Origin of the sequence: Cryobacterium sinapicolor (genome assembly GCF_004403465.1) — a bacterium.
GTDB classification, from domain to species: domain Bacteria; phylum Actinomycetota; class Actinomycetes; order Actinomycetales; family Microbacteriaceae; genus Cryobacterium; species Cryobacterium sinapicolor.
Genome location: NZ_SOGQ01000024.1, coordinates 38,433 through 60,471, shown reverse-complemented (window position 1 = coordinate 60,471; position 22,039 = coordinate 38,433). Strand labels below are relative to the sequence as shown.

Genomic DNA, 22,039 nt, shown 5'->3' with positions numbered 1-22,039 from the left:
ACACGAGGGCCTCCTGGAAATCGAGTGAGTGTGGTTACCCACTTCGATACCGGAGGTCCTCGCCCATTTAACTCAAGCCACGCCGTTCACAACCTCCTTGGGAGTTACACCTAGCCCCGCCCATGGGCGCCCTCCGCCCGCCCCTGCTCGGTCCCGTTCCTCTCGCGCGTGCGGGAGAATGGCCGGTTCCGCGGTCTCCAGAGCGACGATTCACCCGCACGCGCGACTGTGGAACCCCGAAGCCGGGCTCAGCCGGCTCGGCGGAGCGTGGCGATGATGCCGATCACGATGAGCAGGAGTCCGACCACGATCACGCCGCCGAGCAGCCAGAGGGTGGGATCGGCGGGAGTCGGCACCAGCACTCCAAGCAACACGTAGCCGGCCAGGGTGAGGAGGATGACACCCCAGACGATCGTGCCGAACAGGGGACGGCGGCGGGGCCGCACGGATGCCTCGGGGTACGCCGGTCCGGCGCGGACCGCCGCCACGGGCGCGACCGGATACGGCGGTGCCGGGGCGAGGTAGGGCGGCTCGGGTGGCAGATCCGGCGGATCCGGTGGGCGCGGATGCGGCGGATTCACCGTGAGGGGAACCGTGAGTCCGGCGTCGTCGAGGCCGGCATCGTCCGGATGCCGACGGGTGGGTGCCGTGTCGACGGGGTCGGAGGCCGGTGCCGCCGCGGACCGATCGACGGATGTCTCCATCGTGTAATCGGGGATGGGACCCGGAAAGGCGATCATGTGCGCCGCGGACGAGCGGGTGGTCTCAACCGCCACCTCGTGACCGTCCTCGCCGGGTCCACCGGACTCGGCGGGTGCGGGGTCCGGTGCCGCGGTGACGGAGGTGACGGAAGTGACGGCATCCGTGGGCTGATCGTCGACCGGCGGGTTCTGATCGTCGGTCGGCGGGTTCTGATCGTCCGGCGGCTGGTCGTGCGGCTGGTTCGGGTCAGGGGTCACGGTCATGAGGGTTCCAGACGGGAGGGGCCGACGACGGTGACCTGGCCGAGCGCCGTCCAGACCCGGATGCGGGCCACGGCGGGGGTGTCGTCGTCGTTGAAGGTGCGCGAGTCGTAGAAGAAGACGCCGCCCTGCTGCACGGTGGCCGCGCCGCCGACGTAATCGATCCCGCCGGCCAGGGCATTCGTCTCCAGCTGCACCGGCCGGTCGCGCGGCAGGATCAGCTCGGTGACGCCCACCCCCATCCAGACGTCGATCGTGCGGTCCTCCGCGCCCGCCGCGTCGAGGGCGCTGAGATCGATGGTCGCCCGGCCGGAGAGCACGGCGTAGCCCGGGGGCGCAGCATCGGCGTCGGCACCGACCGTCCAGACCGGGGCCCCGACCGGGAAGAACGCGGTGCCGCTCGGGAACACGCCCAGCAGCACCAGGGCCACCGCCGCGAGGAAGGCGAAACCGCCCAGGGCGCCGCCCTGCTTGCCGCGGATGCCCAACACGATGATGCCGAGGGCCAGCACACCCAGCGTGACGGCCAGGCCGACCAGCAGCGCGGCATCCGACCAGTTGCCGCCCGACCACCCGCCGGCGGCCACCGCGCCGCAGAGCAGCGCCAACCCGAGCACGATCGCGCTGAAGCCGGCCCCGGGGCGGCGGTCGCGCCAGGAGCCGCGCCCGGGCGGTGGCCCGCCCGGGCCGCCGCCGGTGACGGTGCCGCCAACGGTGGCGGCTGCCCCTGTGGTGCCGGCTGCCCCGGCTGTCCAGGCCGTCGCGGAACTGCCCGCTGCTCCGGAGTGCTGCATCGCCCCGGCCGCGGACCCGGTTCCGGTTCCGTGCGCCGCGGCGCTGTGCGAGTACCCGGTGCCCGGCGCCGTGGTGCGCCGGGCGAGGAAGAGCACGAGCCAGATGAGCCCGATCGTCACTCCGACGCTCCAGCCCACCGCGAGCGTGGTCGCCAGCCAGTCGGGCAGCCCGGGCGCCGGGGTCTGCCACCACAGGCTGCGCGTGTAGGAGGCGAAGCTGATGGCAACCAGCGCGATGATCCCGATCATGGCGGGCTCGAAGACGCCGCGAACGGCCTGCTCGGCATGGATGCGACCGGTCGCGTCGGGCAGGAGCGCCCAGCCGACCGCATAGGCGAACAGAACCGGACCGCCGAGGATGCCCAGCATGATCGTCACGACCCGCACCAGCGTGGGGTTCAGTCCCGTCCGGAGGGCGACTCCGGCGCAGACGCCGGCCAGCCAGCGGTCGCTGGCGCGCACAATGCCCGTGGAGCGGATCGCGGCGAAGAAGTCGTTGCTCCCGCCGGGGTTGCTCCCGCCGGGGTTGCTCCCGCCGGGGTTGCTCCCGCCGGGGTCGGCGACCGAGCCGAGCCCTGCGGCCGACGGCGTCGTCTGGCTCTCGGGTGCATCCGTCATGCTGCCAGTGTGCTCGCGGTGCCCCGAGCCGACAATGCCGGGTGTCTAGGTGTCCTTGCGGATCCAGCGGAACGTGACCCGGCTGAGCACCAGCCCCACGACCAGCCAGATGAGCAGGTTCAGCGCGATCAGCGGGAAGTCCCAGGATTCATTCTGCTCGAGGCTCGCGAAGCTGTCGGGCAGGAACACGCCACGCATGCCCTGTGCCATCCACTTCAGCGGGAACACGCTGGCCGCGTTCTGCATCCAGTCGGGCAGCAGGTAGAACTGCAGGTAGACGCCGGAGATGAACTGCAGGACCAGCACGATGGGGATGACCACGGCGGTGGCGCTCTTGCCGGAGCGCGGCAGGGCGGAGAGCGCGATGCCGAGGAAGGCGCTCGTGATGACGCCGAGCAGGAACACCCAGGCGAAGGTCAGCCATTTCTCGGGGTCGGTCGGCAGGTCGATGCCGAGCAGGACCCGCGCCACCAGGATCAGCAGCGCCGCCTGGAAGACGCCGGTGACCAGCACCTGCCCAATCTTGCCGATGAAGTAGCTCAGCGGCGAGAGCGGGGTTCCCCCGAGACGTTTGAGCGTGCCGTCGCCCTTCTCCCCGGCAATGTCGACCGCGAGGTTCTGCACCCCCGAGAGCAGCATGCCCGCGGCGAGCATCCCGGGCAGGTAGTAGGCGCCGACGCTGATGCCGCCGCTGCCGTCCGGCGCGGTCCCGATATTGCCGGAGGAGCCGAACGCGGCCGTGAAGATGGCCAGCATGATGAACGGGAACAGGAAGGTGAAGAACACGCTGTCCGTGGTGCGGAAGTACATCCGGGTCTCGTAGCCGACCCGGGATGAGCCCACCCGCAGCACCGTGACCAGCCCGGTGCCCGGTCGAGTGCTCGGTCGGCGGCCCTCGGCGCTCGCCGCAGCGGTCGTCGAGGTGCCGCGGCCGCCGGACCCGGTCTCGTTGTTGCTCATGCGAGCACCTCCGTGTCGTCCTCGAGGAGATCCGCCGTGTTCGCGTCTGCGTCGTCGTTCAGTGCCCGGCTGCCGCGCACCAGGCCGAGGTAGATGTCCTCCAGGCTGGGCCGGATCACCTCGAGCTCGGCGGGTTCGGCACCGGATGCCGCCACGAGCTCGGCCACGAGTCGCGCCGGTTCCGGTGTGCGTTTTTCCCTGAGTACCCCGGACGGTTCCCGCCAGCGCACGAGCGGCACCCGCGCATCCGCCCCGCCGATCTCACCGATGGCGCCGATGTCGATCAGGAGCCCGTCGTTGATCACGCCGGCCCGGTCACCCAGTTGGGCGGCCTCGTCGAGGTAGTGGGTGGTGAGCAGGATGGTGGTGCCCTCGGCCTTCAGCCGGCGCACGAGGCCCCAGAACTGGTGCCGAGCCTCGGGGTCGAAGCCCGTGGTCGGCTCGTCCAGAAACAGGAGTTCGGGCCGGCCGATGATGCCCAGCGCCACGTCGACGCGGCGGCGCTGCCCGCCGGAGAGTTTGCTGATGCGGGTCTTGGCCTGTGATTCCAGGCCCACGGCCTCGATCACCTCGGCCACGCGACGGGGCCGCGGGTAGAGGCCGGCGAAGTGGGTGAGCTGCTCGGTGACGGTGACGTTGCCGCTCTCCCCGGTGGACTGCAGCACGATGCCGAGGCGCGACTTCCAGGCCAGGCCGCCGCGCTGCGGGTCGACGCCGAGCACGCTCACCTCGCCGGAGGAACGGTCGCGGTAGCCCTCGAGGATCTCGATCGCGGTGCTTTTCCCGGCCCCGTTCGGACCCAGCAGGGCGAAGGTCTCCCCGGCCTCGATATCGAAGCTGATCCCGCGAATCGCCTCGAAGGCTCCGTAGGACTTGTGCAGGTCGCGCACGCGCACGACCGGGAAAGAAAGTTCCATGAGAAAAGAGTCCCATGCCCGGCCCCTCGGAGGAAGCGTCGACGACGAAACGACACCCGTGAGGGGTGCGGATGCACCTGCGCGAACCTGACCTGTCCAGCCTCGACGGCGCAGGGTGGCGGCGAAGCAGAGCGTGACCTCGCCGGCCGGCGAGGGGTTCGACGGCCTGCGTGGGTTCGTGCATGGTGACGCGCGGCATCCGCCAACGAATCAAGTAGTCACCGGCTGCCACCGGTTGGCGCAGGGTCAGGACCGTCGACAGGGCGCACCACGTACGGGCCGGGCTGGTGAACGGCAGGCCGTGCCGGCGCGGCAAGGCGCGGAAAAGCGCCGCCGGGCTACGCGAAGAGTCGCTGGAGGCGCTGCACTCCCTCGAGCAGTGCGGCGTCGCCGAGCGCGTAGGAGAAACGCAGGTAGCCGCTGGGGCCGAATGCCTCGCCGGGCACGACGGCGACCTCGGCCTGGTCCAGGATGAGGTCGGCCAGCTCCAGGGACGTGGTCGGGGTGACGCCGCCCCAGGTGCGTCCGAGCAGGCCGGTGACGTCGGGGTAGACGTAGAACGCGCCCTGCGGCGTCGGCGCGACGATGCCGGGGATCTTGTTCAGCTCGGCGACGATGATCTGGCGGCGGCGGTCGAAGGCGTCCCGCATGGCGATTGCGGCATCCTGAGGCCCAGTGAGGGCGGCGATCCCGGCGCGCTGGGAGATGTTCGACACGTTCGACGACAGGTGCGACTGCAGGTTGGCTGCGGCCTTCATCGCGTCCTGCGGGCCGACCATCCAGCCGAGCCGCCAGCCGGTCATCGCGTAGGTCTTGGCGACGCCGTTGACCAGGATGGTGCGGTCGGCCAGCGCGGGGACGGCCTCCACGATCGAGGTGGCGCGCACTCCGTCATAGGTGAGGTTCTGGTAGATCTCATCGCTGATGATCCAGAGGCCGTGCTCCTCGGCCCACTCGCCGATGGCCTTCGTCTGCTCGGGGGAGTAGACGGCCCCGGTGGGGTTGGACGGCGACACGAACAGCAGCACCTTGGTGCGCGGCGTGCGTGCCGCCTCGAGCTGCTCCACGGTGACGAGGTAGTTCTGGTCGCTGCCGGCGAAGACGTCGACCTGCACGCCGCCGGCCAGCCGGATCGACTCCGGGTAAGTGGTCCAGTAGGGCGTGGGCACGAGAACCTCGTCGCCCGGGTCGAGCAGCGTGGCGAAGGCCTGGTAGACGGCCTGCTTGCCACCGTTGGTGACGACCACCTGGCTGGGTGAGATCGCCAGGCCGCTGTCGCGGAGCGTCTTGGCCGCGATGGCGTCCCGCAGGTCGGGCAGTCCGGCCGCGGGGGTGTATCGGTGGTTCTTCGGGTCGCGGACGGCCAACAGGGCCGCCTCGACGATGTGCTCCGGGGTGGGGAAATCGGGCTCGCCCGCGGCGAAACTGATGACCGGCCGGCCGGCGGCCTGCAGGGCCTTCGCCTTGCCGTCCACCTTGAGGGTCGCGGACTCCGCAATGGAGTCGATTCGGGTAGAGATGCGCTTCGATTCGTTGGCCACGCTTCGAGCATACGGGGATGCCTCGCCCGGGTGGAGCTGTCTCGGCTTTACAGTCGCCGCCGCGTGACCTAGACTCCTTGAGGTAATTGAATTCTGCCATGCTTTTTTGCGCCCGCTTTTTGGTTCATTTCGGGGACTGAGTGCAACGAGGTAGTCTAGATTTCGTTCCATAGGGTGGTGGCTCAATTGGTAGAGCAGCGGTCTCCAAAACCGCAGGTTGCAGGTTCGAGTCCTGTCCGCCCTGCAAGTCGGTGGCATTCCGTCGGCACACGAAAGGTGTAATCAGGTGGCCCGAAAAGTTGTCGACGAACCCAGCGAGGAAATCGTCGCGAACGCGAAACTAGCGCGCGATTCCAAGCGCGGTCCTTTCGCTCGGATGTCCCTGTTCATCAAGCAGGTCATGGCGGAACTCCGCAAGGTTGTCACTCCCACCCGCAAGGAACTCCTGAGCTACACGGGTGTCGTGCTGGTATTCGTCGTCATCATGATGGCGATCGTTTCCGCCTTCGACTGGGTGTTCGCGCTCGCCGTCACGTACGTGTTCGGAACGCCGGGCGGATAGGCAGCTTCCGGTGCCGCGTCCGCTCCCAGCGGTCGCAGCCACGCACCAGTGAAGAAGAGTCACTGCAAAATTCAAGGCAAACGCTGTTTGGGTCACGGTTTCGTGCCCATGCAATAGAAAAGGATTGAAATTTAGTGACTGACACGAATCGCGACGACGTCGACTGGGCCACCGCCGCCGAGCAGTCCTCCACCGAGGACGAGGCGCAGGAGGGCAACACCCTCTCCGCCGAAGAAGACTCCGTAGAGGCCGCCGAGCAGGTCGCCGTGCACGTGTTCGACCCGAGCGTGGGCGTCGAAGTCAACTTGGACGCCGCGCTCGACGCGCTGGCGGAGTCCGCTGACCCGGACGCCGACGCTCTCGTCGACGACGCCCTCGACATCGACTCCGCCGACGAGGCCGAGGCCGCCGTCGAAGCTGTTGAAGACGAAGAGGAAGTCGTCGCCGAAGAGGCAACGGATGCCGCTGCCGACGCTGACCCCGCCGAGGACGAGACCCCCGAAGACCCCTACGAGGAATTCCGCAAGGAACTGCGCTTCCAGCCCGGCAAATGGTTCGTCATCCACTCCTACGCCGGCTTCGAACGCCGCGTGAAGTCGAACATCGAGAACCGTAAGCAGTCGATGGCCATGGAAGATTTCATCTACCAGGTCGAGGTTCCGATGGAAGACGTCGTCGAGATCAAGAACGGCCAGCGCAAGATGGTCACCCGCGTGCGCATCCCCGGCTACGTCCTGGTTCGCATGGATCTCAACGAGGACAGCTGGTCCGTGGTGCGTCACACGCCCGGCGTCACCGGCTTCGTCGGCAACGCGCACAACCCCACGCCGCTCCGTTTCGAGGAGGCCTTCGGCATGTTGAAGAGCCTCGTCGAGATTCAGGATGTCCCCACGGCCAAGACCGGCGGACACGGCGGCAAGGTTCCGACCCGCGCCCTCCCGGCCGAGATCGACTACGAGATCGGCGAGACGATCACGATCAAGGAAGGTTCGTTCGCGGGCCTTCCCGGCTCGATCAGCGAGATCAAGGCGGAGAGCGGCAAGCTCATCGTGCTGGTTTCCCTCTTCGAGCGCGAGACCCCGGTCGAGCTCAGCTTCGATCAGGTCACCAAGCTCTGATCCGCTCCGCACCACACTCCCCACAGTTTTAAGTTCACCGGGGCCCGTCCGGGCCACCGGGAGAGCGGCCCTCGGCTGCTCGTCATTACAAAGTAAGGAAGAACAATGGCACCGAAGAAGAAGGTAACCGGTCTGATCAAGCTTCAGATCAAGGCCGGCGCCGCCAACCCCGCACCGCCCATCGGGCCGGCGCTGGGTCAGCACGGCGTCAACATCATGGAATTCTGCAAGGCGTACAACGCTCAGACGGAATCCCAGCGCGGCAACGTCATCCCGGTGGAAATCACCGTCTATGACGACCGTTCATTCACTTTCATCCTGAAGACCCCGCCGGCGGCGGAGCTCATCAAGAAGGCGGCCGGCGTCGCCAAGGGCAGTGGCACCCCGCACACCGTCAAGGTTGCGAAGCTCACCAAGGCCCAGGTCCGCGAGATCGCCGAGGCCAAGATGGTCGACCTCAACGCCAACGACCTCGACGCAGCGTCGAAGATCATCGCCGGCACCGCCCGTTCCATGGGCATCACGGTCGAGGCCTAACCTCCTCCTCCAGGCATCCCGCCACCAGCAGTACGTGGAAGAGCCCGCCAGGCTCGCACCACACTCTCAATTTCGTTTTACAGGAGATTCAACATGGCACAGAAGTCAAAGGCCTACCGGGCCGCGGCCGAGAAGATCGACGCAGACAAGGTTTACACCCCGACCGAGGCCGTCACCCTGGCCCGGGAGACCGGTTCCGCGAACTTCAACTCGACCGTTGAGGTTGCCCTCAAGCTCGGCGTCGACCCCCGCAAGGCGGACCAGATGGTTCGCGGTACCGTTATTCTTCCTCATGGCACCGGGCGCACCGCCCGCGTCATCGTCTTCGCAACCGGCCCCGCGGCCGAAGCGGCAATCGCTGCCGGCGCCGACGAGGTCGGTGGCGACGAGCTCATCGAGAAGGTGGCCGCCGGCTACACCTCCTTCGACTCCGCCGTCTCGACCCCGGAGCTCATGGGCAAGGTCGGTCGTCTCGGTAAGGTCCTCGGCCCGCGCGGCCTCATGCCGAACCCGAAGACCGGAACCGTGACGCCTGACGTCGCGCGCGCCGTGTCCGACATCAAGGGCGGAAAGATCGCGTTCCGCGTCGACAAGCACGCCAACGTTCAGTTCGTCGTCGGCAAGGTGTCCTTCTCCGCCGAGCAGCTGAACGAGAACATCAGCGCCGCTCTCGAAGAGATCGTCCGCCTCAAGCCCAGTTCCTCCAAGGGCCGCTACATCATGAAGGGAGCCGTTTCGACCACGTTCGGCCCCGGCATCCCGCTCGATGTGAACAGCATCTAGTCAGTTACACCGCAGCCCCGCTGCACCAGGAAGGGCCCGTCGAGAGACGGGCCCTTCCGTCGTTGATCGAGGGTTCCCGCTCCGGTGGAGAGTGACCCGCGGAACGGGCACTCTCGACCGGAACGGGAACCCCGCCCGGTAGACTCGATTTCAGGGCGGCCACGGGCGAGGCCCCGTGGTCCGAGTCGATGGGGACAGAGGTGGGTCGTGCCGCAGGACGCAACCGGGCAGCCGCTGTCGGGCCTGCGCGTCGCCGACTTCTCGCGGGTGCTGGCCGGGCCCTACGCCACCATGATGCTGGCCGACTTCGGCGCCGACGTGATCAAGATCGAGAGCCCGGCCGGTGACGACACCCGGCAGTGGCTCCCTCCGGTCGACGCGCAGGGCGACTCCACCTACTTCGGGTCGGTGAACCGCAACAAGCGCAGCGTCGTCTGCGACCTCGGCACCGACGCGGGACTGGCCGTGGCCCGGCGACTCGCCGAGACCGCCGACGTGGTGATGGAGAACTTCCGGCCCGGCGTGATGCAGCGCTTCGGTCTGGGCTTCGACCAGCTGCGGGCCGTGAACCCGCGCATCGTCTACTGCTCGATCACGGGCTTCGGCAGCGGCGCCGGCGCCCGACTGCCCGGCTACGACCTGCTCGTGCAGGCGGTCGGCGGGCTGATGAGCGTCACCGGCCGCCCGGACGAGGAGCCGAGCAAGGTGGGGGTCGCCCTCGTGGACGTGCTCTCCGGGCTCAACGCGCTCAGCGGCATCCTGCTCGCCCTGCGTGCCCGTGACACAGCCGATGCCGGCCCGAACGCAGCGACCGGCCACCGGGTGGAGGTGGACCTGCTCACCACCCTGCTCTCGGCACTGACCAACCAGGCCGCGGGCACCCTCGCCACCGGAAAGTCGCCGACCCGGATGGGCAACGCGCACCCGAGCATCGCGCCCTACGAACTCTTCGACGCCGCCGACCGGCCCCTGGTGATCGCGGTCGGCAACGACCGCCAGTTCCGCACCCTGGTGCGCCTGATCGGGGCGCCCGGCCTCGCCGACGACGACCGATTCCGCGGCAATGCAGACCGGGTGCGGCACCGGGATCCTCTCAAGACGGCGCTCGAAGACCTGCTCCGGTTCGAGCCCGCGGCGCACTGGGTCCACATTTTGACGGATGCCGGCGTGCCGGCCGGCCAGGTCAACTCCCTCGACGAGGCGTTCGCCTTCGCTGCCGCGCTGGGGCTCGACCCGGTGGTCGAACTCGATGGTGCCGGCCGCACCAGCCGGCAGGTTGCCAACCCCATCCACCTCGCCGGCCGGCCGGCCGCCTACCGCCTGTGCCCGCCGCGGCTGGGCGAGCACGCCGGCGCCGACTGGCTGGCCGCAGCCCCAGACGCAGCACCCCCGGCCGGTGCCCCAGGCGCCGCCCCAGACTCGGCACCTCTCGCCGCTGCCCCAGCCCAAGCACCCCCAGCCGAAGCACCCGCCCTCGATCGTGTTCCGCCGACCCCCGAAGGACTCCCGTGACCGCCGCCGCCCGACCCACCCCGCTCGTGCACAGCCCGCTCGTCGACGCCGTGTTCGACCTCGACGCCCTGCTGGAGCCGGAGGAAACCGTCTGGGCGCGGGCGGCGCGCGCCTTCGCGACCAACCGTATCCTGCCCACCATCGAGGACGACTTCGAGGAGAAGCACTTCCGGGCCGAGCTGATCCCCGAACTCGGGGCGGCCGGGTTCCTCGGCATGCACCTCACGGGTTACGGCTGCGCGGGCGCCGGAGCGGTGAGCTACGGGCTGGTCTGCCTCGAACTGGAGGCCGCCGACAGCGGCTGGCGCACCTTCGTCTCGGTGCAGGGCTCGCTGGCGATGTCGGCCATCCACAAGTACGGCTCCGAGGAGCAGAAGCAGCGCTGGCTGCCGGGCATGGCGGCCGGACGGCTCGTGGGCTGTTTCGCCCTGACCGAACCGACCGGCGGCAGCGACCCGGCCGCCATGACGACCACCGCCACCCGGGATGCCGACGGCTGGGTGATCGAGGGTGCCAAGCGCTGGATCGGCCTGGCCAGCATCGCCGACGTCGCGATCGTCTGGGCGCAGACGGATGCCGGGGTGCGCGGCTTCCTGGTGCCGACCGACTCCGTAGGTTTCACGGCCACCCCCATCGGCGGCAAGCTCTCGATGCGCGCGTCGATCCAGTGCGACGTGCGTTTCGATGCCGTACGGGTGCCGGCCGATGCGATCCTGCCCGGCGCCGCGGGACTGGCCGGGCCGTTCGGCTGCCTCAACGAGGCGCGCTTCGGCATCGTCTTCGGGGCGATGGGGGCGGCCCGCAGCTGCCTCGACGCCGCCATCCTGCGCGCGAAGACCCGCGAGGTGTTCGGCAAGCCGATCGGGGCCACCCAGCTGATCCAGGCCAAGCTCGCCGACATGCTCGTGGAATACGAGAAGGGGGTGCTCCTGGCCCTGCACCTCGGCCGGCTCAAGGAGCGCGGCACGCTGACCCCGGCCCAGATCAGCATCGGCAAGCTCAACAGCGTGCGCGAGGCCATCCAGATCGCCCGCGAGGCCCGGGTCATCCTCGGCGGTGACGGTATCACGAGCGAATTCCCGGTGATGCGGCATCTGGCGAACTTGGAATCGGTGCGCACCTATGAGGGCACCGACGAAATCCACCAGCTCGTGCTCGGACGGGCCCTGACCGGCCTGAACGCGTTCTCCTGAGGCCGCAATGTGACATAGTGACAAGCAGATCGACGGGCCGATCAGGCCGATCGGCGGGGGAGGGACACTGTGGGGGAGACGGGTGGTCAGACCGTGTTCGCGAACCTGCGCGCGCGCATCCTCTCGGGAGCGCTGCCCGCTCGGGCCACGCTGCGGGAGACGGCGCTCGCCCAGGAACTCGGCGTCAGCCGCACGCCCGTGCGCGAGGCGCTGCGCCGGCTCGACGAGGCCGGTCTGGTGGAGTTCGTGCCGAACCGAGGTGCAACGGTCGTGGATTGGACGCCAGAGCAGATCCGCGAGACGTATTACCTTCGCGCCGCCCTGGAGAGCCGCGCGGCGGGGCTCGCGGCGGCCCGGATCGAGCCGGCCGACCTGGACCGGCTGGCCCTCCTGATTGAGGCCATGGAGGAGTTCGTGTGCCGGGCCGACGCCGAGGGCATCGACCGGCTGGGCGTACTGAACGCCGAATTCCACCGCATCGTCGTGGCCGCGTCGGGTGTCACCCAGCTGATGGTCCTGGCCGCCTCCGTCGGCCGCGCACCGATGATGGCCACGCTCTTCCGCCGCGACGCCGCCGCCTTCCGGGCCGGCAGCAACCACCAGCACCGGGACATTCTCACGGCGCTCCGGTCGGGCGACACCCTCTGGGCCGAGGTGGCCATGCGCTCGCACATCCTCGCGGCGCGCAACGCGGTGCGGTCAGGTCCGTCCGGACCGGGTACGGCCCCGGGCTAGCCGGGACCGGCCAGTCGCGGGCGGTGCGCGGTGTCGAGCAGGCTGCGGGTGTGCGGATGCTGCGGGGCGGCGACGATCTCGGCCGCCGAGCCCTGCTCGACGACCCGTCCGGCTTCCATCACCGTCACCCGGTCGCAGGTGGCCGTCGCCACGCCGAGATCCCCGTGGACCACGATGATCGACAGTCCGAACTCGCGGCGGAACCCGCCGCAGAGCTCCAGCGCGGACGACTCACCGGCCGCATCGAGGGTACGCGGCGGCTCGTCCAGGATCAGGATGTCCGGGTGGCCGGAGAGTGCGGCCGCGACCTTCGCCTGGAGCAGCGCGAGCGGGGTGAGCTGCGCCAAGACCTGCAGCGACGTCGCCCGGGGATCGGGCAGTCCGACCAGCTCGAGGAGTTCCAGGGCATGCCGGGCGGCATCCGTTCGGGACAGGCCCCGGTTCCGGCGCAGGGTTCGCGCGAGCTGGCGGCCGATGCCGCGGGCCGGGGACAGCCCCGTCGGCGCGGCCGGGGACAGGAGCGAGATCTTCGAGTCGCGCAGCCGGTTGAGGGTGCGCCGGGATGCACCGACAAGCTCGATGCCGTCGACCAGGATGGAGCCGGCCGCGATCACCGCGGGTTCGGGCAGCCGTGCGGCGAGGGCCAGGGCGATCTCGCGGGTCCCGGAACCGGGGACACCGACCAGGCCGAAGACCTCGCCCCGCGCGACCGAGAGGGAGATGCCCGTGGCCAGCACCGGGGCATCCGTGCGGGTGCTCCCCGCAATCTGCAGACCGCGCACGTCGAGCAGGGCCGTGGCCCGGAATCCGTCGGAGGGGACCGGTTCGTCCTCGGCCGAAATCGAGGCCGACGGGGCGACCGAGGAGGGGGAGTCCGCGAGGGGGTCCCAGGAGGAACGGAAGGCCGCCACAACTCCCCCTTCCGTTCCGAACGCTGTCCAGTGGAATCACTGTATGCAATCTGCTCGAATTTTGGCCGCGAAGAGGCTGTGTTTGACAGAGTTCAACCCCGAATTGGGGGCAGCTTTGCATACAACTTGACTGACGTTTGGCGGAAACATTCCGGCAATACCGGGCCGCTACGCTCCCACCATGGTTGATCTCTTCACGGGCTACGGCGCGAACGCCGCACGGCGGGCCGAACGGGGCGCGCCCAGCGCCTGGGATGAAATGTTCCCCGATCTCACCTCGCTCACGCCGGTGGAGGCGAGGACCGCCTACAAGGACGTCTTCGCCGCCCTGGCGAAAATGACGCAGGAGGAGTTGCGAGGTCGAACGGATGCGCTCGCGAGCTCCTACCTCGCCCAGGGCGTCACGTTCGACTTCGCCGGCGAGGAGCGGCCCTTCCCGCTCGACGCGGTACCGCGAGTGATCGAGCAGGAGGAATGGATCACGGTCGAGTCCGGGATCAAGCAGCGGGTGCGCGCTCTCGAGGCCTTCCTCTCCGATATCTACGGGCCGCAGGCGGCCGTGCACGACGGGGTGATCCCCGCGGGGCTGATCAGCTCGTCGAACCACTTCCACCGTCAGGCGGCCGGCATCGTCTCGGCGAACAATGTGCGCATCCAGGTCTCCGGGATCGACCTGATCCGCGACGAGGTGGGAGCGTGGCGGGTGCTCGAGGACAACGTGCGCGTTCCCAGCGGGGTCAGTTACGTGATCTCCAACCGGCGCGTGATGGCGCAGACGCTGCCGGAACTGTTCGTGTCGATGCGGGTGCGCCCGGTCGGCGACTACCCGAACAAGCTGCTGCAGGCCCTGCGCGCCTCCGCCCCGGCCAGCGTCGACGACCCGAACGTCGTGGTGCTCACGCCGGGGGTGTTCAACTCCGCCTACTTCGAGCACACCCTGCTCGCCCGGCTGATGGGCGTCGAGCTCGTCGAGGGGCGGGACCTGTTCTGCTCCGGCGGACGGGTCTGGATGCGCACGACCGCCGGCCCGACCCGCGTCGACGTGATCTATCGCCGGGTCGACGACGAGTTCCTCGACCCGCTGCAGTTCCGGGCCGACTCGCAGCTCGGCTCGCCCGGCATCCTGATGGCTGCGCGCCTGGGGAACGTGACGATCGCCAATGCGGTCGGCAACGGGGTCGCCGACGACAAGCTCGTCTACACCTACCTGCCCGACCTGATCCGGTACTACCTCGGCGAGGACGCGATCATCCCCAACGTCGACACCTGGCGGCTGGAAGACCCGCTCGCGCTCGAAGAGGTGCTCGACCGGCTCGACGAACTCGTGGTGAAACCCGTCGACGGGTCCGGGGGAAAGGGCCTCGTTGTGGGGCCGGCCGCATCCGCCGCCGAGCTGGAGACGCTGCGCCGGCAGCTGCTCAAGGACCCCCGGGGTTGGATCGCCCAGCCCGTCGTGCAACTGTCGACCATCCCGACCCTCGTCGACGAGGGCATGCGCCCACGGCACGCCGACCTGCGGCCGTTCGCGGTGAACGACGGCAGCGACGTCTGGGTGCTGCCGGGCGGCCTGACCCGGGTGGCACTGCCCGAGGGTGAGCTCGTCGTCAACTCCAGCCAGGGCGGTGGGTCGAAGGACACTTGGGTGATCGGCACGGAGCCCGACTTCTTCTCCGAATCGTCACCGCGCAACATCCAGGGTCTGGTGGCCGACCAGGCCGCCAACACCCGCTCCGCCGGCATCATCCATGCGGTGGACCACTCGCGGCAGGACCAGCCATTCGGCGACAACACGGAACAACAACAGCAGCAACTACAGCAGGCGCCGGCAGCGCCCGCCGGGGAGAGGAAGGCCGGGGAATGTTGAGCCGCATCGCAGAAAGCCTGTTCTGGATCGGACGGTACATCGAGCGCAGCGACGGTACCGCGCGCATCCTCGACGTGCACCTCCAGCTGCTGCTGGAAGATCCCTGGATCGAGGAGAGCCTCGCCTGCCAGTCGCTGTTGCACCTGATGGGCAGCGCCGCCCCCGCCGACCGGCTGCTGACCCGAAAGGATGTGCTCGCCACGCTGGCCGTGGACCGGCAGCATCCGGCCTCGATCGCCTATTCGGTCAAGGCTGCGCGCGAGAACGCCCGCCGGGCGCGGGAGATTGTGCCCACCGAGCTGTGGGAGTGCCTGAACACGACGAGCGCACGGATGCCGCGGAAGGTCGCGACGGAGAAGACGCACGATTTCTTCGGCTGGGTTCGGGAACGCTCCGCGCTCGCCGTGGGTATCGTCGAATCCGGCGTCAGCCGTGACGACGCGTGGCACTTCTTCAATCTTGGCCGCAGCCTGGAGCAAGCGGACATGACCGCCCGGCTCCTTGCCACCCGGTCGCTGACCGTGGCCAGCGGCCCCTCCTGGACCACTATCCTGCGCTCCTGTGGGGCCTACGAGTCCTACCTGCGCACCTACCGCGGCGTGCCGTCCGACCGGAACGCGGCCGAGTTCCTGCTGCTGGACCGGCTGTTCCCGCGGTCGGTGGTCTTCTCCATCTCTCGGGCGGAGCAGTGCCTGCGCGAGATGGAACCGCGCACCGACCGCGTCGGTGTGACCGACCAGGCGCAACGGGTGCTGGGCCAGATCCGCAGCCAGCTGGAATACCGGCCGATCATGGACATCCTGAACGACCTGTCGAATCAGATGGACGTCGTGCAGGCGGCGACCAGCACGGCCTCGGAGGCGATCGGCGACCGCTACTTCCCGACCAGCGCCGTTCCGACCTGGACGGGAGAGGCATCGTGAACCGGCTCCGGATCCGCCACGTCACCGGCTACCGCTACAAGGGTGAGGTCGGCGCGTCGTACAACGAGGCACGGATGCTGCCGGTCAGCTCGGCCGACCAGTTCGTGCTGTACTCGAGCCTGGACATCTCCCCGGTGTCGAGCAACCACGGGTACGTCGACTACTGGGGCACCCAGGTGTCGAGCTTCGAGGTGTTGACCCCGCACACCGAGCTCACGCTCACCGCCACCAGCCTCGTGGAGGTACGGCCGCGCACCCACCTAACCCATCCGATGGGCTGGCCCGAACTGGCCGGCGTCACCGTGCAGAGCACCGCCACGGTGGAGCACATGCGGCAGACCCGCCTCACCGAGCCGCCCGAGGACGTGGCGGCCCTGGCGGCCGAGATCATGGCCCGCCACACCAGCCCGTGCGATGCGGCGCTCGAGATCTGCGCGGCCATCGGCGACCGGATGCAGTACGTGCAGGGCGTCACCGGGGTGCACTCCACCGCCCGTGAGTCGTGGGAGGACGGACGCGGCGTCTGCCAGGACATCACCCACATCGCCCTCGGCGCGCTGCGGTCGGTGGGTATCCCGGCCCGCTACGTGTCCGGCTACCTGCACCCGCGGCCCGACGCCGGGATCGGTGAGACCGTCCGGGGCGAGTCCCACGCCTGGGTCGAGTGGTTCTGCGGCGACTGGCGCGGCTTCGACCCGACGAACTCGATTGATATCGGCGACCGCCACGTGTCGGTCGGCCGTGGCCGCGACNGATTGATATCGGCGACCGCCACGTGTCGGTCGGCCGTGGCCGCGACTACAACGACGTGCCCCCGCTGCGCGGCGTGTTCGCGGGCACCAGCGGCTCCGAGCTCTTCGTCACGGTGGAGATCACCCGGGAAGCCTGAGCCGCGCCGCGGCATCCGTCACCCGTCCGGGTGCCGGCTGCCGCGGCATCCGTTGCCTCGGACCGACGGATGCGGCGGCGCGCCTGCCCCTGCCCCTGCCCCTGCCCCTGCCCCTGCCCAACGAATTCGACGGAGATTTTGGGAAGAGAGCGCTTTCCCGGCCGGTTCAGGCTCGTGTTGGGCAGAATCTCCGTCGAATTCGTTCGGGCCGCGGCCCGGAACCCCGGCGGGCCGTGCGGGGACTAGGAGTCGAAGCCGAGGCCCAGCGCGTCGAGCGTCTTCAGGATGACGTTGCGGCGACCACGGTTGTGGTCGGCGCGGTCGAGTGACCAGCGCGTGGTCTGGATGCCCATCGACGCGAGGGGCTCCGGCGGGAAGGGGAGCGGCCGCCCGCGCACCATCTCCAGCTGGGTGCGCTCGGTCGTGCGCCCCGCCAACTGGTCGAGCATGACCTGCGCCCCGAAGTGGGTCGCGGCCACGCCGAGGCCGGTGAACCCGGCCGCGTAGCTGATCCGCCTGCCGCGGGCCGTGCCGAAGAACGCGCAGAACTGCGTCGACGTGTCGATGGCGCCGGCCCACTGGTGGCTGAATCGCAGCCCTGCCAACTGCGGGAACGTGGTGAAGAAGTGGCTGGCCAACCGCTGGAAGCTCTCCGGCCGGTTCTCGTAGCCACTCCGCACCCGGGAGCCATAGTGGTAGATCGCGTCGTAGCCGCCGAACAGGATGCGGTTGTCGGCACTCAGTCGGTAGTAATGGAACTGGTTGGCCAGGTCGCTCAGGCCCTGCCGGTTCTTCCAGCCGATGGCGGCGAGCTGATCGGGCGACAGCGGCTCGGTCATCAGCACATAGTCGTAGACCGGCACCGTGGATAGCCGGTTGCGGGCCAGCAGCGAGGGGAACACGTTGGTCGCCAGCGCCGTCTTCTGCGCGCGCACCACCCCAGACTCGGTGCGGAGCCGGGTGCCCTGCGCCGGTGAGAGCCCGTGCGTGTCCAGGTTCCTCACCGGGGTGTGCTCGAAGATCTCGACGCCGATTTCGGTGGCCACCCGGGCGAGTTCGGTGGCGAGCTTGCCTGGGTGCACGAGCGCGTTGCTGCGCTGGTGCCAGATGCCGGCCAGGTAGGTCGGTGAGCCGACCTCGGCGCGCAGGTCCGCGGCATCCAGGAACACGCTGTCGGTGCCGGTCGGTTCCTCGCGCAGCCAGTCGACCTGGTGCTCCTCGATGGCCAGGTCGATGGCGCCGGTGCGCTCGAAGTCGCAGTCCAGGCCGAGCTCGGCGACGGCCCGCTCGATCTCGTCGAGGTTCTCGAGGCCCAGCTCGGTGAGCCGATCGATCTCCTTCGGCCAGCGGCGTCGGCCGTTCTCCTCGCCGTGGGTCAGGCTGGCCTCGCAGAAGCCGCCGTTACGGCCCGACGCGGCCCAGCCGATGGTGCGCGCCTCGAGCAGCACCACGCGGGCACCCGGGTTCTGCTGCATGGCGAGCACGGCGGTCCAGAGGCCGAGGTAGCCGCCGCCGACGATGGCGAGATCACAGTCGAGGTCGGCCGTGAGGCGCGGGTAGACGGTCTGCGGCGACACGTCGTCCAGCCAGAACGGCGCGGAACGCGTGTCGGCGAGAGCGCCCGCGATGACGGATGCGGCGGGTCGGGCCCGCTCGAAAATGGTCGTGCCCACGGATCGTCCTTTGTTCGCGGCGGCGCTGCTACCCGTTCATCATGCCAGCCGCCGCCTGCCTCCGCTCATCCTGGCGGCGCACCCTCAGCTCGCCGGCGCGTGCGACTCCAGGAACTGGAACACCTCGGTCTGGTCGACGCCGGGGAAGGTGCCCGTGGGCAGGGCGGCGAGCAGGCTGGTGGGCGTGCGTGCGGCCGGCCAGGACTGCCCGGACCACCGCTCCGAGAGCTCGTCCGGCGCGCGCCGGCAGCACGATTCGTCGGGGCACCGGGACACGGCGCGGTGGGTGGTCTCACGGCCGCGGAACCACTTCACATGCGAGAACGGCACCCCGACGCTGACCGAGTAGTCGCCCTCCTTGGCCTTCTCGATCCGCGAGGTGCACCAGAAGGTTCCGCTGGGGGTGTCGGTGTACTGGTACCAGGGGCTGAACCGGTCGGCGACATGGAAGACGGTGCGCGCGGTCCAGCTGCGGCACACCGTCGTGCCCTCGATCGCGCCGAGGGCGTCGCTCGGGAAGCGCACCGCATCGTTCTCGTACGCCTTGATGATGGTGCCGGACTCGTGCACCTTCATGAAGTGAACCGGGATGTCCAGCCGCGCGGTGGCGAGGTTGGTGAACCGGTGCGCGGCCGTCTCATAGGACACCGCGAACGCGTCCCGCAGGTCCTCCATCGAGATGCGGCGCAGATTCTTCGCCTCGGTGAGCAGCTTCACGGTGTCTTTCTCGGGCAGCAGGATGGCCGCCGTCAGATAGTTGGTCTCGACCCGCTGGGACAGAAATTCCGCATAGTTTCCGGGCTCCTCGTGCTCGCAGAGCAGGGTGGCGAACGCCTGCAGGATGGGGGAGCGGGAGTCGCGGGACGCCGACTGCTCGGTGGGCAGGTAGATTCGCCGGTTTCGCTTGTCGGTCACCGAGCGGGTCGAGTTCGGTAGGTCGCCCACGTAGTGCAGCGAGTAGCCGAGGTGGGTGGCCATGTCGGCGACCACCTGGTGCGAGACCGGCCCGCCGGTGTGGCCGACCGCGGCGAGCAGCCGCTGCGCCTCCGCTTCGAGTTCGGGGAAGTGGTTGTCCCGGGCTCGCATGGTGGCCCGGAGCTCCACGTTCGCCCGCCGGGCCTCCTCCGGGGTTGCCGCGCGCTCCCGGTGCAGGCGCAGGATCTCGCTGTGCAGGCTGAGCAGCGTCTGCAGGGTTTCGTCGCTCGTCCCCCGGCCAACGCGGATATGCGGCAGTCCGAGGGCGGTGAAGACGGGACCCCGCTGTGCCCGTTCGACGGCGATCTCCAGCCCCGCCCGCGCGGACGGGGCATCCGTTTTCAGCAGGTCGTCGACCGTGGTGCCGAGCGCGGTCGCGATGGTGCGCAGCATCGACAGCCGTGGCTCCCGTTTACCATTCTCGATCATCGACACCTGCGAGGGTGCCCGGTCGATGGCGGCCGCGAGGGTGTCGAGGGTCATCCGCCGGTTTGTGCGCAATTCACGGATGCGCCGCCCCAGGGTGAGCGCATCGAGCCCTGCCTCCTCGGGAGGCGCCGCGGACAGGGAGGAGCGGAGGGCGGGATCGACGGTGACCATGCCCCCATGCTCACACACTCCGGGAAGAACTTCTCGTGGGTAGAAGAACTGCCGTTCTTCTGTTACCTAGGCCGCGGTGTGGCGGGGGTCCCGGGCCCAGAGTGGGAATCAGGCAGGCGATGGCGCCGCTCCAGGCGGCGCCGGTCCAGCAGCACTCCCCACTCAACTTCCGAAGGAGCTCAGCCCATGAACACCCCGCCCCTGGCGACAGCCGACCAGGTTTCGACCACCACGTCCACGACGAACACCGGCAGCTTCGCCACCATCGAACCGCACCTGGAGATCACCGGCGATCTCGGTCCGCGCTACGAAGAGATCCTCACGCCCGAGGCGCTGGTATTCCTGGCCGAGCTGCACGACCGGTTCGCCGGGACGCGGCACGACCTGCTGGCGACTCGACTGCGGAAGCGCGTGGATGCCGCCAACGGGCGTGACCCGGGATTCCTCACCGAGACCGCGCACATCCGTCGTGACCTCACCTGGCGTGTCGCCGGCGCGGGCCCCGGGCTGACGGACCGCCGGGTGGAGATCACCGGGCCGACCGACCGCAAAATGGCCATCAACGCGCTGAACTCGGGCGCGAAGGTCTGGCTGGCCGACCAGGAAGACGCCACCAGCCCCACCTGGGCGAACGTCGTCGAGGGCCAGCTGACCCTGTTCGACCAGGTGCGCGGCCAGCTGAGCTTCGAAAGCCCGGAGGGCAAGGTGTATGCCGTCACCGGCGACTCCACCGGCGCCACCCCCACCATCGTGATGCGCCCGCGCGGCTGGCAGCTGGTGGAGAAGAACCTGACCTTCGTCGACCGCGCGAACCGCCGGATGAACGCGTCCGGCAGCCTCGTCGACTTCGGGCTGTACCTCTTCCACAACGCGAAGCTCCTGATCGAGGGCGGCAGCGGCCCGTACTTTTACCTGCCGAAGCTCGAGAGCCACCTCGAGGCCCGCCTCTGGGACGACATCTTCAGCCACTCGGAGGACCGGCTCGGCATCGAGTACGGCACGATCCGGGCCACCGTGCTGATCGAGACGATCCAGGCGGCGTTCGAAATGGAGGAGATCCTCTACGAGCTGCGCGACCACTGCGCCGGGCTGAACGCCGGCCGCTGGGACTACATCTTCAGCATCATCAAGACCTTCCGCACCCGCGGCAGCCGGTTCGTCTTCCCCGACCGCAAGCAGATCACGATGACCGTTCCCTTCATGCGCGCGTACACCGAACTGCTGGTGTCGACGTGCCACCGGCGCGGAGCGCATGCCATCGGCGGCATGAGCGCGTTCATCCCGAATCGGCGCGACCCCGAGGTCACCCGACGTGCCCTCGAGGCGGTCGCCGCCGACAAGAAGCGCGAGGCCACCGACGGCTTCGACGGAACCTGGGTGGCGCACCCGGACCTCATCGCGACGGCGCTGGCCGAGTTCGACCGGGCTCTCGGCGACCAGCCGAACCAGCTGCACCGCACCCGCGACGAGGTGAGCGTCACGGCCGCCGAACTGCTCGACGTGGCATCCGTCGGCGGGCAGATCACGGCCTCCGGCGTGCACGACAACATCACGATCGGGCTGCGCTACATCGAGTCCTGGCTGCGCGGCGTCGGCGCTGTCGCGATCGACAACCTGATGGAGGACGCCGCCACCGCGGAGATCTCCCGCTCGCAGCTCTGGCAGTGGATACACCTGGGCTCGGTCACCGCCGAGGGCATCCGGATCGACGAGACCTGGGTCGAGGAACAGCTCGTCGAGGTGTACGAGGCCCTCGAGCGCACGCCAGGGGACCGGTTCGACGACGCGCTCGAGGTGTTCCGGGCATCCGCGCTCGAGCCCGAGTTCCCGACGTTCCTGACCGTCGGCGCCTACGCCCGCTATCTGTAGCTCGTCGGTCGCCCCAGCCCGGTCGCGAATGCGGGCGAATCGTCGCTATGGCCGTCCCATACCGACGATTCGCCCGCATTCGCGTGGGGTGGTGGGGCCCGCG

At 69.2% G+C, this 22,039-nt stretch carries 18 protein-coding genes, 1 tRNA gene and 1 pseudogene; 12 read left to right on the top strand and 8 right to left on the bottom strand.

Going from position 1 to position 22,039, the window contains the following annotated elements; translation table 11 throughout:
* Positions 1-248 precede the first annotated feature (248 nt).
* The 5 genes from E3T28_RS05290 to E3T28_RS05270 all read right to left on the bottom strand — a co-directional run bounded on the left by E3T28_RS05290 (position 249) and on the right by E3T28_RS05270 (position 5,792).
* Positions 249-965 (bottom strand): hypothetical protein, encoded by a 717-nt coding sequence (locus E3T28_RS05290; protein ID WP_134428624.1) that lies wholly within the window; start codon positions 963-965, stop codon positions 249-251.
* The gene (locus E3T28_RS05285; RefSeq protein WP_134428622.1) at positions 962-2,374 is read right to left on the bottom strand and encodes a PspC domain-containing protein; all 1,413 of its coding nucleotides are present in this window, start codon (positions 2,372-2,374) and stop codon (positions 962-964) included. Before E3T28_RS05285 ends, E3T28_RS05290 begins: the two co-directional genes overlap by 4 nt.
* A gap of 45 nt (positions 2,375-2,419) precedes the next feature.
* A complete protein-coding gene (locus E3T28_RS05280; protein ID WP_134428620.1) occupies positions 2,420-3,334 on the bottom strand; it encodes an ABC transporter permease in 915 nt (304 codons plus the stop codon).
* Positions 3,331-4,251, bottom strand: a complete 921-nt coding sequence (locus tag E3T28_RS05275) for an ABC transporter ATP-binding protein (protein WP_134428618.1) — start codon at positions 4,249-4,251, stop codon at positions 3,331-3,333. The genes E3T28_RS05280 and E3T28_RS05275 overlap by 4 nt, the downstream gene beginning before the upstream one ends.
* A 338-nt stretch (positions 4,252-4,589) precedes the next feature.
* A complete protein-coding gene (locus E3T28_RS05270; RefSeq protein WP_166786928.1) occupies positions 4,590-5,792 on the bottom strand; it encodes a pyridoxal phosphate-dependent aminotransferase in 1,203 nt (400 codons plus the stop codon).
* Positions 5,793-5,963: 171 nt separating this feature from the next.
* Between E3T28_RS05270 and E3T28_RS05265 the strand changes: the two genes are divergently transcribed.
* The 8 genes from E3T28_RS05265 (at position 5,964) to E3T28_RS05230 (ending at position 12,232) form a co-directional block, all read left to right on the top strand.
* Positions 5,964-6,036: transfer RNA gene (locus E3T28_RS05265), tRNA-Trp, on the top strand.
* 42 nt (positions 6,037-6,078) lie between these two features.
* Positions 6,079-6,354: a preprotein translocase subunit SecE gene (gene secE, locus E3T28_RS05260; RefSeq protein ID WP_134428614.1), complete on the top strand. Its 276-nt coding sequence runs from the start codon at positions 6,079-6,081 to the stop codon at positions 6,352-6,354.
* A gap of 134 nt (positions 6,355-6,488) precedes the next feature.
* The gene (nusG, locus tag E3T28_RS05255) at positions 6,489-7,472 is read left to right on the top strand and encodes a transcription termination/antitermination protein NusG (RefSeq protein ID WP_134428612.1); all 984 of its coding nucleotides are present in this window, start codon (positions 6,489-6,491) and stop codon (positions 7,470-7,472) included.
* A gap of 105 nt (positions 7,473-7,577) precedes the next feature.
* Complete coding sequence (gene rplK, locus E3T28_RS05250; protein WP_134424703.1) at positions 7,578-8,009, top strand: 50S ribosomal protein L11; 432 nt, start codon at positions 7,578-7,580, stop codon at positions 8,007-8,009.
* 93 nt (positions 8,010-8,102) lie between these two features.
* Positions 8,103-8,792 carry a 50S ribosomal protein L1 gene (gene rplA / locus E3T28_RS05245; RefSeq protein WP_134428611.1) on the top strand — a complete coding sequence of 230 codons (690 nt, stop codon included), beginning with the start codon at positions 8,103-8,105 and terminating at the stop codon, positions 8,790-8,792.
* A gap of 291 nt (positions 8,793-9,083) precedes the next feature.
* Positions 9,084-10,304, top strand: coding sequence for a CaiB/BaiF CoA transferase family protein (locus E3T28_RS05240; protein ID WP_241979178.1), 1,221 nt, complete (start codon positions 9,084-9,086; stop codon positions 10,302-10,304).
* A gap of 26 nt (positions 10,305-10,330) precedes the next feature.
* Positions 10,331-11,497 (top strand): acyl-CoA dehydrogenase family protein, encoded by a 1,167-nt coding sequence (locus tag E3T28_RS05235; RefSeq protein ID WP_134428638.1) that lies wholly within the window; start codon positions 10,331-10,333, stop codon positions 11,495-11,497.
* A 69-nt stretch (positions 11,498-11,566) separates the two neighbouring features.
* Positions 11,567-12,232 carry a GntR family transcriptional regulator gene (locus E3T28_RS05230; RefSeq protein WP_134428609.1) on the top strand — a complete coding sequence of 222 codons (666 nt, stop codon included), beginning with the start codon at positions 11,567-11,569 and terminating at the stop codon, positions 12,230-12,232.
* Here the strand turns inward: E3T28_RS05230 and E3T28_RS05225 are convergent.
* Positions 12,229-13,143, bottom strand: coding sequence for an ATP-binding cassette domain-containing protein (locus E3T28_RS05225; RefSeq protein ID WP_134428607.1), 915 nt, complete (start codon positions 13,141-13,143; stop codon positions 12,229-12,231). The two genes, E3T28_RS05230 and E3T28_RS05225, sit on opposite strands and share 4 nt — an antisense overlap.
* Before the next feature lie 181 nt (positions 13,144-13,324).
* Between E3T28_RS05225 and E3T28_RS05220 the strand changes: the two genes are divergently transcribed.
* From E3T28_RS05220 to E3T28_RS05210, 3 genes and pseudogenes are all read left to right on the top strand, one after another.
* Entirely contained in the window at positions 13,325-15,007 is a 1,683-nt protein-coding gene (locus tag E3T28_RS05220) for a circularly permuted type 2 ATP-grasp protein (RefSeq protein WP_134428605.1), read from the top strand.
* On the top strand, positions 15,001-15,930 hold the full coding sequence (locus tag E3T28_RS05215; RefSeq protein WP_134428603.1) for an alpha-E domain-containing protein: 930 nt from the start codon (positions 15,001-15,003) through the stop codon (positions 15,928-15,930). The genes E3T28_RS05220 and E3T28_RS05215 overlap by 7 nt, the downstream gene beginning before the upstream one ends.
* A pseudogene (locus E3T28_RS05210) lies at positions 15,927-16,819 on the top strand (transglutaminase family protein). Before E3T28_RS05215 ends, E3T28_RS05210 begins: the two are co-directional and overlap by 4 nt.
* Positions 16,820-17,061: 242 nt before the next feature.
* Here E3T28_RS05210 and E3T28_RS05205 read toward each other — a convergent pair.
* Positions 17,062-18,492: an NAD(P)/FAD-dependent oxidoreductase gene (locus E3T28_RS05205; RefSeq protein ID WP_134428601.1), complete on the bottom strand. Its 1,431-nt coding sequence runs from the start codon at positions 18,490-18,492 to the stop codon at positions 17,062-17,064.
* Between the two features lie 84 nt (positions 18,493-18,576).
* A complete protein-coding gene (locus E3T28_RS05200) occupies positions 18,577-20,067 on the bottom strand; it encodes a helix-turn-helix transcriptional regulator (RefSeq protein WP_134428599.1) in 1,491 nt (496 codons plus the stop codon).
* 186 nt (positions 20,068-20,253) lie between these two features.
* Here E3T28_RS05200 and aceB point away from each other — a divergent pair, with 186 nt between their 5' ends.
* On the top strand, positions 20,254-21,936 hold the full coding sequence (gene aceB / locus E3T28_RS05195) for a malate synthase A (protein ID WP_134428597.1): 1,683 nt from the start codon (positions 20,254-20,256) through the stop codon (positions 21,934-21,936).
* Positions 21,937-22,039 lie beyond the last annotated feature (103 nt).

What these genes read in the sequence shown, in the direction of transcription:
- E3T28_RS05220 (WP_134428605.1), top strand. Translation starts at nt 13,325, where the DNA reads ATGGTTGATCTCTTCACGGGCTACGGCGCGAACGCCGCACGGCGGGCC.
- aceB (WP_134428597.1), top strand. Translation starts at nt 20,254, where the DNA reads ATGAACACCCCGCCCCTGGCGACAGCCGACCAGGTTTCGACCACCACG.
- rplA (WP_134428611.1), top strand. Translation starts at nt 8,103, where the DNA reads ATGGCACAGAAGTCAAAGGCCTACCGGGCCGCGGCCGAGAAGATCGAC.
- E3T28_RS05285 (WP_134428622.1), bottom strand. Translation starts at nt 2,374, where the DNA reads ATGACGGATGCACCCGAGAGCCAGACGACGCCGTCGGCCGCAGGGCTC.
- E3T28_RS05280 (WP_134428620.1), bottom strand. Translation starts at nt 3,334, where the DNA reads ATGAGCAACAACGAGACCGGGTCCGGCGGCCGCGGCACCTCGACGACC.
- E3T28_RS05215 (WP_134428603.1), top strand. Translation starts at nt 15,001, where the DNA reads ATGTTGAGCCGCATCGCAGAAAGCCTGTTCTGGATCGGACGGTACATC.
- E3T28_RS05240 (WP_241979178.1), top strand. Translation starts at nt 9,084, where the DNA reads ATGATGCTGGCCGACTTCGGCGCCGACGTGATCAAGATCGAGAGCCCG.
- E3T28_RS05275 (WP_134428618.1), bottom strand. Translation starts at nt 4,251, where the DNA reads ATGGAACTTTCTTTCCCGGTCGTGCGCGTGCGCGACCTGCACAAGTCC.
- E3T28_RS05290 (WP_134428624.1), bottom strand. Translation starts at nt 965, where the DNA reads ATGACCGTGACCCCTGACCCGAACCAGCCGCACGACCAGCCGCCGGAC.
- E3T28_RS05200 (WP_134428599.1), bottom strand. Translation starts at nt 20,067, where the DNA reads ATGGTCACCGTCGATCCCGCCCTCCGCTCCTCCCTGTCCGCGGCGCCT.
- rplK (WP_134424703.1), top strand. Translation starts at nt 7,578, where the DNA reads ATGGCACCGAAGAAGAAGGTAACCGGTCTGATCAAGCTTCAGATCAAG.